The sequence below is a fragment of the Nonomuraea sp. CA-143628 genome (assembly GCF_050942315.1).
In the GTDB taxonomy this organism is placed as follows: Bacteria; Actinomycetota; Actinomycetes; order Streptosporangiales; family Streptosporangiaceae; genus Nonomuraea.
In genome coordinates this window covers 2,397,664-2,410,269 of the sequence record NZ_CP192072.1, presented here as the reverse complement: position 1 = coordinate 2,410,269, position 12,606 = coordinate 2,397,664, and the positions used below count along the sequence as shown (strand labels likewise).

Annotated in this window: 11 protein-coding genes; 6 read left to right on the top strand and 5 right to left on the bottom strand. The window is 68.5% G+C overall.

All coding sequences use genetic code 11. The features are described 5' to 3' along the window. The first annotated feature begins 47 nt into the window (after positions 1–47). Complete coding sequence (locus ACQP2T_RS11260) at positions 48–1,679, top strand: heparinase II/III family protein (protein ID WP_433516097.1); 1,632 nt, start codon at positions 48–50, stop codon at positions 1,677–1,679. A gap of 17 nt (positions 1,680–1,696) precedes the next feature. Here the strand turns inward: ACQP2T_RS11260 and ACQP2T_RS11255 are convergent, their stop codons facing one another. Beyond that, positions 1,697–2,440: a FadR/GntR family transcriptional regulator gene (locus ACQP2T_RS11255; protein WP_433516096.1), complete on the bottom strand. Its 744-nt coding sequence runs from the start codon at positions 2,438–2,440 to the stop codon at positions 1,697–1,699. A 235-nt stretch (positions 2,441–2,675) separates the two neighbouring features. Between ACQP2T_RS11255 and ACQP2T_RS11250 the strand changes: the two genes are divergently transcribed. The 4 genes from ACQP2T_RS11250 to ACQP2T_RS11235 are packed head-to-tail and all read left to right on the top strand — an operon-like array spanning position 2,676 to position 7,603. Continuing rightward, positions 2,676–3,983 (top strand): enolase C-terminal domain-like protein, encoded by a 1,308-nt coding sequence (locus ACQP2T_RS11250; protein ID WP_433516095.1) that lies wholly within the window; start codon positions 2,676–2,678, stop codon positions 3,981–3,983. A 42-nt stretch (positions 3,984–4,025) separates the two neighbouring features. Further along, positions 4,026–5,093 (top strand): sugar ABC transporter substrate-binding protein, encoded by a 1,068-nt coding sequence (locus ACQP2T_RS11245; RefSeq protein ID WP_433516094.1) that lies wholly within the window; start codon positions 4,026–4,028, stop codon positions 5,091–5,093. After that, entirely contained in the window at positions 5,083–6,588 is a 1,506-nt protein-coding gene (locus ACQP2T_RS11240) for a sugar ABC transporter ATP-binding protein (RefSeq protein WP_433516093.1), read from the top strand. Before ACQP2T_RS11245 ends, ACQP2T_RS11240 begins: the two co-directional genes overlap by 11 nt. Next, a complete protein-coding gene (locus ACQP2T_RS11235) occupies positions 6,581–7,603 on the top strand; it encodes an ABC transporter permease (RefSeq protein WP_433516092.1) in 1,023 nt (340 codons plus the stop codon). Before ACQP2T_RS11240 ends, ACQP2T_RS11235 begins: the two co-directional genes overlap by 8 nt. A 4-nt stretch (positions 7,604–7,607) precedes the next feature. Here the strand turns inward: ACQP2T_RS11235 and cimA are convergent, their stop codons facing one another. The 3 genes from cimA to ACQP2T_RS11220 all read right to left on the bottom strand — a co-directional run bounded on the left by cimA (position 7,608) and on the right by ACQP2T_RS11220 (position 10,734). Then, a complete protein-coding gene (cimA, locus tag ACQP2T_RS11230; protein ID WP_433516091.1) occupies positions 7,608–9,188 on the bottom strand; it encodes a citramalate synthase in 1,581 nt (526 codons plus the stop codon). 179 nt (positions 9,189–9,367) lie between these two features. Continuing rightward, positions 9,368–10,018 carry a DsbA family protein gene (locus ACQP2T_RS11225; protein ID WP_433516090.1) on the bottom strand — a complete coding sequence of 217 codons (651 nt, stop codon included), beginning with the start codon at positions 10,016–10,018 and terminating at the stop codon, positions 9,368–9,370. A gap of 62 nt (positions 10,019–10,080) precedes the next feature. After that, entirely contained in the window at positions 10,081–10,734 is a 654-nt protein-coding gene (locus ACQP2T_RS11220; RefSeq protein WP_433516089.1) for a TetR/AcrR family transcriptional regulator, read from the bottom strand. A 211-nt stretch (positions 10,735–10,945) separates the two neighbouring features. On the opposite strand from ACQP2T_RS11220, the gene ACQP2T_RS11215 reads away from it, so the two are divergent. Beyond that, on the top strand, positions 10,946–11,590 hold the full coding sequence (locus tag ACQP2T_RS11215; protein ID WP_433516088.1) for an O-methyltransferase: 645 nt from the start codon (positions 10,946–10,948) through the stop codon (positions 11,588–11,590). 98 nt (positions 11,591–11,688) lie between these two features. Here ACQP2T_RS11215 and ACQP2T_RS11210 read toward each other — a convergent pair whose 3' ends face one another. Next, on the bottom strand, positions 11,689–12,558 hold the full coding sequence (locus tag ACQP2T_RS11210; protein ID WP_433516087.1) for an erythromycin esterase family protein: 870 nt from the start codon (positions 12,556–12,558) through the stop codon (positions 11,689–11,691). Positions 12,559–12,606 lie beyond the last annotated feature (48 nt).

Below are 12,606 nucleotides of genomic sequence, written 5' to 3'. Positions count from 1 at the left end.
TCGGTCAGCATGTTCCGCCCCCATCTTTTTGCCCGGAAGGAACCGGCGTGCGCCGCCTTGCGATCCCCCTCGCTCTCATGCTCGTTTCCACCGGGCTGGTGAGCACCGCGCACGCCGACACGTCGGTGAAGCGCACCTCGCAGTGCCAGGGCGACTGGCTGCCCGGTACGCCCACGGCGGACGAGGTCATGCGGGGTGAGCTGCCCCTGGTCGAGCAGCCTCCGGTGAAGATCGGCAAGAAGATCAACTGGAGCATGAGCCCGTACCACAACCGTTCGTGGGAGTTCGTCTTCCAGTCGCTGCGCTGGATGGGCACGCTCGTCGTGGCGTACGAGAACAGCGGCGAGGAGCGTTACCTCGACCGGGCCGTGGAGATCACCAAGGACTGGGCCGCGAGCAACAGGCGGGGCGCCCGCGGCACCCCGTCGTACGCCTGGAAGGACCACCCCGTCTCGCTCCGCTCCCAGGCGCTGGTCTGCCTGAGCATGCACGTCAAGGACGCCTGGCTCAAGCAGACGCTGGCCGAGCACGGCAGGCTCCTGACCGACTCGCGGCTCTACAAGAAGGGCCACAACCACGGGATCGACCAGGACATCGCGCTCATGGGCATCGCCTGCCGCTACGGCCGCAAGGACTGGCTGAGCCTGGCCGTCAAGCGGCTGACCGGCACGGTCAAGCTCGACGTCGACTCCCAGGGCGCGCTCATGGAGCAGGCGCCGCGCTACGCCGTCTACGTGCACAGCAGGCTCATGGTCGCGATGACCAACATGAAGGACTGCGGCCGCAAGGTGCCCGGCGAGATCACCAGGCGGGCCGACGCGCTCAAGACGTTCGTGGCCCACTCCACCCAGCCCAACGGCTTCATGGTGCCGATCGGCGACGGCAGCGCCGAGGTCGAGCCCAAGATCGAGACCGGCACGCCCAAGGAGAAGGTCAAGGTCTACAAGGCCGGTTACGTGTACGGCCGGACCGACTGGGGCAAGCCCGAATCCGCCTTCTACTCGATCAGGTTCGGCCCCGGCCTGAAGTTCCACGGCCACGAGGACCACCTGAGCGTGACCTACTACGCCCAGGGCCGCGACATCCTGGTCGACGGCGGCTTCAACTCCTACGAGAAGAGCTCCTACCGCTACTGGACGCTCTCCCCCGAGGCCCACAACGTGCCGTCCGTGGTGGGCGGGCGCTTCCGTCCGCGCACGGCCAGCAAGCTCATCAAGTCCTCGTACGGCAAGGACCGGCAGTCCTTCCGGCTGACCGACAAGGCCTATGGCACCTCCCGTACCCGATCGGTGCTGGTGAACCACGGCCAGGACGTGATGGCGGTGCTCGACACCGCGTCCGGCGGCAAGAAGGTCAAGAACCTGTGGCGGTTCGCCCCGTCGCTCAAGGTGATCTCCAACGGCGGCGGCCGGGTCGTGCTGGGCGACGGGAAGTACCGGGTCACGATGGTCCAGCTGGCGGGGTGCAAGCCGGTGGGCGGGCAGCAGGTGCAGCGGGGCGGGAAGCTGGGGTGGGTGTCGCCGACGTACCTGTCGAAGGTGCCGACGAACGTGGTCGTCTCCCCCGCCGCCAAGTCGCTGCTGACGGTCATCGTGCCCGACACCGATTCGCCGAAGGTGTCCTGCTCGGGCGGGAAGGTCAAGGTCCAGGGCCTGACCTTCCCCGCCAAGCTGCTCTAGCCGGTCCGGCTGGAGCGCTAGCGCCCCGGAACCGATTCGATCGAGGGCTCTGCGTACTCCTCCTGATCACGGGAGCCCTCGACGTCTCCCAGCACCGAGCGGAGCCAGCTCTCGGTCGTGCTGATGTGCATCAGCGCCGCGGCCTGGGCGAGAGTCGCGTCGCCGGCGGCCAGGGCGTTGTAGATCGCCTCGTGCTCGGCGACGGTCTTGTGCGAGCTGCCCGCCTCGACGGTGCCGCGCCACACCCGCATCCGCAGCGTACGGCCGGAGATGCCGTCGAGCAGGGTGGACAGCGTCTCGTTGCCGGTCGCCCGCACCACCGCGCGGTGGAAGGCGGCGTCGTGGTGATTCAGCTTCTCCACGTCGTCACTGGCGGCCCGCATGGCGTTCAGATGCTCGCCGATCTCCTCGAGTTGCTCGGTGGAGATCAGGGACGCGGCCAGACCGGTCGCCGCGGGCTCCAGCATCCGCCGTACCTGGACGATCTCCAGCAGGGTGTCGTCGCGCAGCAGCTCGACAGCCAGCCCCAGCCCTTCCAGCAGCAGCCGTGGCTCCAGGCTGGTCACGAAGGTGCCGTCGCCCCGCCGTATGTCGAGCACCCGGGCCACGACCAGCGCCTTGACCGCCTCGCGCAACGGGTTACGGGAGACGCCGAGCTGGGCGGCGAGCTGGTGCTCCGGTGGCAGCCGCGTCCCCGGAGACAGCTCGCCCGACTGGATGAGCGCCCGGATGCGGGAGATCGCCTCGTCGGTCAGGGACATGGGTACGGCCTCCCGGGGTGGAGCGGCTCGATCGGCACGCGGGCCACACTGGAAACATAACAGACATCCCATGTCTAAGCCAGAATCAGATCTGGCGATGAGCAGACATAGGTTGTCTAAGACTCAATAAGTCCCTTTCGACTCCCTCTAGACAGGAAGCAAGGGCCGGGATTACAAAGACATCCCATGTCAAAATTTTGACTTGCCGGGAAACATCCCATGGAGGTACCTCATCGTGCCCGAGCTGATCACTGCGGTCGAGGCCCACGACATCCGGTTCCCGACCTCACGGCACCTCGATGGGTCCGACGCCATGAACCCCGAGCCCGATTACTCGGCCGCCTACGTGATCGTGCGGACCGGCGGCGGACAGGAAGGGCATGGGCTCGCCTTCACCGTCGGGCGCGGCAACGAGATCGCCGTCGCCGCGGTGGAGTCGCTGGCACCGCTGGTCACCGGACGGCCGGTGGCCGAGGTGCTGGGCGACCTCGGCGGGATGTCCCGCCTGCTCACCGGCGACAGCCAGCTGCGCTGGCTCGGCCCGGAGAAGGGCGTCACCCACATGGCGGCGGGAGCCGTGCTCAACGCGCTGTGGGACCTTCGTGCGCGCCGGGCGGGCAAGCCGTTGTGGCGGCTGCTGTCGGAGCTGTCGCCGGAGGAGATCGTCGACGTCGTCGACTTCCGCTACCTGGAGGACGCCCTCACCCGGGAGGAGGCGCTGGCAATCCTGCGCCGCGCCGAGCCGGGCCGCGCCGAGCGCCACGCCAGGCTGCTCGCCGAGGGCTACCCCGCCTACACCACCACCCCCGGCTGGCTCGGCTACACCGACGACAAGCTGGTCCGGCTGGCCAAGGAAGCGGTCGCTGACGGGTTTCGCCAGATCAAGCTGAAGGTCGGCGCCGACCAAGCCGAGGACGTCCGGCGCGTACGGCTGGCCCGAGAGGCGGTCGGACCCGATGTGCGCATCGCCGTGGACGCCAACCAGGCGTGGAACGTCGGCCAGGCGATCGAGTGGCTGGCCCCGCTGGCCCGGTACGACCTGTACTGGATCGAGGAGCCCACCTCGCCCGACGACGTGCTCGGCCACGCCGCCATCCGCAAGCGGGTGGCGCCCATCAAGGTCGCCACCGGCGAACACACGCACAACCGGGTGATGTTCAAGCAGTTCCTGCAGGCGGACGCGATCGACATCCTGCAGCTCGACGCGGCCAGGGTCGCCGGGGTCAACGAGAACATCGCCATCCTGCTGCTGGCCGCCAAGTTCGGGATCCCGGTGTGCCCGCACGCGGGCGGCGTAGGGCTGTGCGAGATGGTCCAGCACCTGTCGATGTTCGACTACGTGGCCGTCAGCGGCACCGCCGAGGACCGCGTCATCGAGTACATCGACCATCTGCACGAACACTTCACCGACCCGGTCGTGATCCGGGAAGGCCGATATGTCGCCCCTGAACGGCCGGGCGGGGGCGCCGAGATGCGTCCGGAATCCCGTGCCGAGTACGCCTACCCGCACGGTCCCCAGTGGATCGCCGACCTCCGGCTGTGACCCAGAACAGCGACCCGGAAACAGCGCAGGAAAGGAACAGCCATGAAACGAGGACTCGCCCTGGGGGCGGCCATCGCCCTGTCGGCCGGACTGGCCGCGGCCTGCGGGGGTGGCGCAGGCAGCGGCACGACCGCCTCAGGAGGCGGCAAGCCGGTCGTCGGGGTGGACTACCCCCGCTCCGACACCGACTTCTGGAACTCCTTCATCAAGTACGTCCCCAAGTTCGGCGCCGACAACGGCCTGGAGCTGAAGACCTCCAACTCGCAGAACGACATCTCCAAGCTCACCGCCAACGTGCAGAGTCTCATCAGCCAGGGCGTCAAGGGCATCGTGCTGGCGCCGCAGGACACCGCTGCCGTGGCCCCCACCCTCCAGCAGCTCAACGCCAAGAAGATCCCCGTCGTCATGGTCGACACCCGTCCCGAGCAGGGTCAGGCCTTCATGGTGGTGCGTGCCGACAACCGGGCGTACGGCGAGAAGGCGTGCAAGTTCCTCGGCGAGAAGCTGGGCGGCAAGGGCAAGGTCGTGATGCTCCAGGGCGACCTGGCCTCCATCAACGGCCGTGACCGCACCGAGGCGTTCAACGACTGCATGAAGGCGAGTTACCCCGGCATCACGGTGTTCGGCGAGGCCGCCAACTGGGACGGCGCGATCGCCTCGCAGAAGCTCCAGACGCGGCTCACCGCCAATCCGGACATCAAGGGGGTCTACATGCAATCGAGCTTCGCCCTGTCCGGCACCCTCCAAGTGCTCCAGCAGCGTGGCCTGCTGGTCCCCCCGGACAACCCCAAGCACGTCTTCGTCGTCTCCAATGACGGCATCCCCCAGGAGCTGAAGGAGATCGCCGCCGGCAACATCGACGCCACCGTCTCCCAGCCGGCCGACCAGTACGCCAAGTACGCGCTGCAGTACACCAAGGCCGCCATCGACGGCAAGACGTTCAAGCCCGGCGCGACCGATCACGACAGCACCATCATCCAGGTGCGCCCCGGCCTGCTGGAGGACCAGCTCTCCGCGCCGCTGGTCACAGCCGACGGCGGCACCTACGGGGGCGTCACGAGCGTCAAGCCGGGCGACTCCTCGCTCTGGGGCAACAATCTTGGCGGCTGACCAGGCGCCCACGCCTCTGGCCGAGGCGGTGGACGTCACCAAGAGATACGGCGAGACCGTCGCGCTGGACCGCGCCGGAATCCGGATCATGCCCGGCCAGACCCACGCTCTGGTCGGCCGCAACGGGGCGGGCAAGTCCACCCTGGTCTCGATACTCACCGGGCTCCAGGCACCCGACGAGGGCGAGGTGCGCTTCGACGGCCAACCCGCCCCGCGCCTCGCCGACCGTGACGCCTGGCGGCAGCGGGTGGCCTGCGTCTACCAGAAGTCCACGATCATCCCCCAGCTCACCGTGGCCGAGAACCTCTACCTCAACCGCCACTCCGCCTTCGTCAACTGGCCGGACCTGCGCCGCAAGGCCGCCGCCCTGCTGGAGACGTGGTCGGTGGACGTGGACGTACGGCTGCCCGCCGGCGAACTGGACGTCGAACAGCGGCAGTTCGTGGAGATCGCCCGTGCGCTGTCCTTCGGTGCCCGGTTCATCATCCTCGACGAGCCGACCGCCCAGCTCGACGCCGCCGCCATCGCCCGCCTGTTCGCCCGTATCCGCACCCTGCAGGAGCAGGGGGTGACCTTCCTGTTCATCAGCCACCACCTGCAGGAGATCTACGAGATCTGCGACACGGTCACGGTCTTCCGCGACGCCCGGCACATCCTGACCACCACGGTGGCCGGCCTGCCGCACGCCGAGCTGGTGGCGGCGCTGGCGGGAGAGGCAGCCGGCCTGGCCGGCACATCCTCCCGGACGGCCGTGCCCGCCGACGCCGGTGTGGTGCTCGGCGTGCGCGGCCTGTCGTACGGTGACGCGTACAGAGAGGTCGGCTTCCAGCTCCAGGCCGGCGAGATCGTCGGCCTGGCGGGCGCGGCCGGCAGCGGCCGGACCGAGCTGGCCGAGACCATCGCCGGGTTGCGCGCGGCCGATGCGGGCACGATCGAGGTCGCCGGGCGTGTCCCCCGTCCCGGCAGCGTGCCTGACGCGCTCGCCGCGGGCGTCGGCTTCGTCCCCCGCGACCGGCACCATCAGGGATTCGTCCCGATGATGTCGATCGCCAACAACGCCACCATGACGGTCCCCGAACGGCTCGGCGAGGCCGGCCTGATCAGCGGCAGGCGGCGCGACCGGCTGGCCGGCACCCTGATCGCCAACCTGGCGATCAAGACGCCCGGTCCCGGCCTGCCCGTGATGGGCCTGTCCGGCGGCAACCAGCAGAAGGTCGTCATGGCCAGGGCGCTGGCCTCCGATCCCCGGTTGCTCGTACTGATCACCCCCACCGCCGGGGTGGACGTGAAGTCCAAGGAGTTCCTGCTGGGCAAGGTCGAGGAGACGGCCGCCGAGGGGACCGGCGTGCTGATCGCCTCCGACGAACTCGACGACCTGCGGCTCTGCGACCGGCTGCTGGTGATGTTCCAGGGTCGCGTCGTCGCGGAGATGGCCGCCGGGTGGCACGACCACGACGTGGTGGCGGCCATGGAAGGAGTCCGGCTCGATGCCTGAGAAAACCCTCACGCCCGTCACCGGGAGCGCCGCCCAGGAGCGGGCACGGCCACAGGTGCGGCTCGGCCGGCTGCGCGACTTCGCGCTGATCCCGGCGATCATCGTGATCGCCGTCGTCGGTCAGATCGTCAACCCGATCTTCCTGCAGGGCGACAACCTGATCAACATCCTGCAGACCATGTCGGAGATCTCTCTCCTGGTGCTGGCCCAGACCATCGTGCTGGTCGCCGGCAAGATGGACCTGTCGCTGGAGTCGACGTTCGGCCTTGCGCCGGGCGTGGCCGCCTGGCTGACCGTCGCCGCCGGCTCGGGCGCCGGGCTCGGCCTGGTGCCTGGCGCCTGGTCGATTCCGATCACCCTGGCCGTCGGGGTGCTGATCGGTATGGTCAATGCCCTGTTGATCGTACGGTTCGGGCTCCACGGCTTCATCGTCACCCTCGGCATGCTGATCGTGCTGCGCGGCCTGCTCACGGGCATCTCCGGCGGCCAGACCTTCTTCAACCTGCCGTCGTCGATGCTCTACCTCGGTTCGGCCATGTGGCTGGGCGTGCCCGCCTCGATCTGGCTGTGCCTGCTGCTGTTCGCCGCCGGCATCGTGCTGCTCGGCTTCACCAAGTACGGCCGTGCCCTGTACGCCATCGGCGGCAACGTGGACGCGGCCAAGGCGGCCGGCATCCGTACCGACCGGGTGCTGTGGACCGCCTTGGTGGGCGCCAGCCTGCTTGCCGCGCTCGGCGGCCTGCTGATGTCGGGCCATCTCGCCTCTGTGGCCGCCGCTCAGGGCGATGGCGCCATCTTCACCGTGTTCGCCGCGGCCGTGATCGGCGGCGTCGGCCTCAACGGCGGCAAAGGCACGATGTTCGGGGCGTTCACCGGCATCCTCCTCCTCTACATGATCCAGAACGTCCTCACCCTGGCCGGCGTGCCCGCCCAGTGGATCCAGGCCCTCAACGGCGTCATCATCATCGTCGCCCTGGTCTTGTCCCGGCTCACGGGAGGCAAGGTCCAGGAGTAGACGCTTACGAGCCGGCTTCGCGGCCCGCGCGGAGCAGGCCGTACGTGACCGCCTGCTCCAGCGCCTGCCAGGAGGCGTCGATGATGTTCTCGGCGACGCCGACCGTGGACCACTCGGCCGTGTCGTCGCTGGAGGTGATGAGCACGCGGGTTATGGCGTCGGAGCCGTGGGTGCCCTCGAGTATGCGCACCTTGAAGTCGATGAGCTCCAGCCTGGCCAGCTCGGGGTAGAGCTTCTCCAGTCCCAGGCGCACCGCCCGGTCGAGCGCGTTGACCGGGCCGTTGCCCTCGCCGGTGGCGACGATGCGCTCGCCCTTGGCGTGCAGCTTGACCGTGGCCTCGCTGACCAGCTCGCCGCCCTTGGTGCGCTCGACGATCACCCGCCACGACTCGACCTCGAAGTGGCGCTTGCGCTGTCCGTGGACGGTGTCGCGCAGCAGCAGCTCGAAGGAGGCGTCGGCGGCCTCGAACGTGAAGCCCTTGGACTCCATGTCCTTCACCCGCTCGACCAGCGTCTTGGTGGCCTCGGGGGTGAGTTCGTAGCCCAGCTCGCGGCCCTTGAGCTCGACCGAGGCGCGGCCGGCCATGTCGGAGACCAGCATGCGCATGTCGTTGCCGACCTGGGCGGGGTCGATGTGCTGGTAGAGGTTCGGGTCGACCTTGATGGCGCTGGCGTGCAGCCCGGCCTTGTGCGCGAACGCCGACATGCCGACGTAGGGCGCGTGGGAGTTGGGCGTGACGTTGGTGACCTCGGTGATCGCGTGGGCGATGCGCGTCATGTCGGCGAGCGACTCCTGCGGCACCAGGTCGAAACCCCGCTTGAGCTGAAGGTTTGCGACCACGGTGAACAGGTTGGCGTTGCCGGACCGCTCGCCGTAACCATTGGCGCAGCCCTGCACGTGCGTGGCGCCGGCCTTGACGGCGGCGAGGGTGTTGGCGACCGCGCAGCCGGTGTCGTCGTGGCAGTGGATGCCGACACGGGCGCTGGTCTGGACGGCGGCGTGGACGATGTCGGCCAGCTCGTCGGGGAGCATGCCGCCGTTGGTGTCGCACAGGGCGATGACGTCGGCTCCCGCCTCGGCCGCCGTGCGCAGGACCTCGAGCGCGTAGGCTGGGTTGGACTTGTAGCCGTCGAAGAAGTGCTCGGCGTCGAGGAAGACTCGCTGTCCCCCCGCACGAAGGTGGGAGACCGTGTCGCGGATCATCGCGAGGTTCTCCTGGAGAGTCGTGCGGAGGGCCAGCTCCACGTGCCGGTCGTGGCTCTTGGCGACAAGGGTCACGACCGGCGCGCCGGATTCGCGCAAAGCGGCCACCAACGGGTCGTCGGCTGCCTTCACACCTGCTCGGCGGGTCGCACCGAACGCGGCGAGCTGCGCGTGCTTCAGGTCGAGCTCTGTTTGAGCGCGCCTGAAGAACTCTGTGTCCTTGGGGTTGGCGCCGGGCCAGCCCCCTTCGATGAAGCCGACACCCAGGCCGTCCAGCTGCCGCGCGACGGCGAGTTTGTCGGCGACGGTGAGGGTCAGGCCCTCCTGCTGGGCGCCATCACGCAGCGTCGTGTCATAGACGTGAAAGCGGTCGTCGGCCATGGTGTCGTCTCCCTGGAAAACAAAAAGACCCCTCACGGACGTGAGAGGTCTGCGCGCTGGCGGTGTCCCTTTGTCAGCCAGCGCGCCTGCTGATAATGAGCAGACCGTAGAACATGGTGCTTGTGAGTCTGCCACACCTATCCACTGGTCGGCACATCGATCTCAATCCTTGGGACGTGTCAGACGGTTATGCCTGTTCCGCCGGTGATGGCCCGCTCCAGGGTGACCGGGTCGAACGCCTCGTTGCCCAGCACCTGACCGTCGAGGAGCAGGGTCGGGGTCCCGTCGATCCCCGCCTTCGCGCTCTCCTGCAGGTGCGCGTCGGCGTACGACTGCGAGATCACGCACTGGTCGACGTCCGCGCCGGCCTTCCTGGCCGCCTTGGCCAGCTCTTGTACGTCGAAGCCCGAGGCCAGTCCGTGCGGCGAGGGCTGCATGGCGTACAGCTCCTCCCTGAAAGCCAGCCAGTTCTCCTCGGGCACGCAGCGGGCAGCGGCGGCGGCGCGGACGGAGTTGGAGCGCATGGGCTCGTCCTCGAAGACCGTCACCGGATGGAAGACGACCTTGACCTTGCCCTCCTTGGCCAGCCGCTCGATCGTCGCGTTGACCCTGGTGTGCAGCTCCTTGCAGACGGGACAGTCGAAGTCCTCGTAGAGGTCGAGCACAGGGGCGTCGCCGCCCCTGTCCGCGAGCACCATGGAACCGTCGGGTTGCCGCGTGAGCCGCACTCCCTGTGCCGCCGACGTGCCGGGCTCGGAGAACGCCACGACAGTCAGCAGCACGACGAGCGCCACGCCCGCGGCCACGACGGCCGCCAACCTTTTGTTCATTTTGCCCGCCCTTAGCTCATTGATCGCCGAGACCTTACCCGAAGAGCAAGGGCGGGCGTCTGTCAGCCTCCAGCCGAGCCGTTGTGGTGTCCGTTGCCGTTGCCGTTGCCGTTGTGGTGTCCGTTGCCGTTGGCGCTGCCGTTCCCGTACGCGCGCATGAACGTCCGGACCCCGGCGGCGATGGAGGCGTCGAGTTCGTCGTCTCGCATCGACGCGTCACCGATGGTCCAGCCGACCTGGGCGTCGTACGTGATCAACGCCAGGAAGTCGCGCGCCGCCTGATCGGGGTCGGCCAGGGAGAGCTTCCCGGCCAGCGCCAGCCTGGCGAACCTGGCGGCCAGGGACCCCGCGAGCTGGCCCTGACCACGCTGCCGCCACTGCCTGGCGATGTCGGGACGCCGAGATCCCTCTGCCTGGACGAGTGTGCGCAAGGCGCGCGCCCGCTCGTCCATGAGACATTCACGCATGAGAGCACCGGCGAACGCCGTCAGCTCCGCCATGAGGTTCGCCGGTCGATCGGGAAAAGTCTCGATCATGGCGAATTGCTGGGCATTGACCCGATCGAAGTTCTCGTCGATCAGGGACTCGAACAAGCGCTGCTTGTCGCCCAGATGGTTGTAGATGGTCTGTTTGGATACCGCCGCTTCAGCGGCGATGGTTTCGATGCTCGCACCCGAGTAACCGTCGCGCACGAACACCCTCATTGCAGCGGTCATGATCGCTTCTCGTTTGGCGATACGCCCGCGCGGAGCAGCCTTCCCGGTCGCCCCTAGGCCCCTCGCCGAGGTCGCCGTTTCACCCACCCCGTAAGAGTACCCGTTTGACATATCGGACGTTTTATGTCTTTGAATATCGGGGATTATGACTTTCCACATTGCGCCCGGCGACTGGCCGGAGCTGCTCCCATGCCCATTAAGAATGGGAATCATGAAAGCTGAATTTCTCGACCCCGCCGTGGCCCAATACATCCTCGACCGTTCCACCCCGCCCGACCCCCTGCTGGAGGAGCTCGCCGCTGAGACGATCACGGCGACAGGCGACAGCGCGGGCATGCAGATCACGCCCGACCAGGGCACGTTCCTCACGATGATCACCCAGCTCATCCGACCGGAGGTGGCGGTCGAGGTGGGCACGTTCACCGGCTACTCGTCGCTGTGCATCGCCAGGGGCCTGTCCGGCGGCAAGCTGCACTGCTTCGACGTCAGCGACGAGTGGACGTCCATCGCCCGCCGCTACTGGGAGAAGGCCGGCGTGACCGACCGCGTCACCCTGACCCTGGGCCCGGCGCGGGAGACGCTCGCCGCCTTCCAGGAGCCCGTCGACCTGGCCTTCCTCGATGCCGACAAGCCCAATTACCCGGCGTACTACGAGCTGCTGATAGACCGGCTGCGTCCGGGCGGCCTGCTCATGGTGGACAACACGCTGTGGAGCGGCCGGGTGGCCGACCCGGCCGTCACGGATGAGCGGACCTTGGAGATGCGTGAGTTCAACGACCTGGTGCGGGAGGATCCCCGGGTCACCGTGGTCGTCCTGCCGATCGCCGACGGGCTCACCATGGTGCGCCGCCACTAGACCCCCGTCGGACACGCTTCAGCCGCCTGCCGCCTGCCGCCTGCCGCCAGGCCGCCCGCGGCTCACGGCTCGCGGCTCGCGGCTCGCGGACCAGCCGTCTACAGCTCGCGGACGGGCGTCACCCGCTCATGGTGGACGACCGCGTCGAACCAGCCGCCGAACGAGCCTCCGGACAGGTGGTAGGCGGCGTCGTCCGCCGGGTCGTAGCGGGGCCCGATGAGCCGCGTCCTGGCCGGCGCGTCGAGCCAGGCCCGTACGGCGGCCGGGCCCTCGACGCGCAGGTCCAGCAGGAAGTCGTCGAGATCGGCGGCGCTCAGGGCCGTCTCGGCGAAGTCGGTTGGCGGGGCGGGCACCTCGAACGGCAGCGTGCCGTGTCCGAAGGTCAGCCCGATCGACAGGTAGGCGGTTCCGAAGTGCTCGCGCAGCTGCCCGCCCGCGTTGCCGGTGCTCATGCTGGTGTGCGCGAGGCCCCCCCAATAGACGATCTTGTCTCCGGTGCGCTCATGCCACCAGATCGTGTCCTCGGCCATCCGCCGCTCGATGGCCTTCATGCCGACGGCCGGCTCGGCCTGAGGCCGCACCCCGGCGAACCGTACCGGATCATCCGGATGGTCCTCGTTGTAGGCCCGCATCCAGTGGACCAGGTCGAGGATCTCGCCGGTCCGCCAGAAGGCCCGCGCGCCGGCCAGCGACGCGCGCGGGTCGCCTTTCCCCGTACGGACGTAATCGTCGAGCCCGACGCGGGCCGGGTCGTCACCCTCCAGCGCCAGCGAGCGGAACCCCAGCTTCTCGACCAGGAACCGCACCATCCGATGCGCGGAGACCGACAGCTCATGGGCCTGACGGGTCGAGGCGCCGAGGGCGACGACCGTGGCATCGCGCACGATGTCCCGCAATGGCCGTAGATCAGAGAGCGGGTCGAGCGGGTGGGCGTGACGGTTGATCCAGGCCGCTGTCGTATCGGTCATGAGGGCTCCCCTGTCGTGGCGTTCGATGACAGGCTCGTACTTAAACCA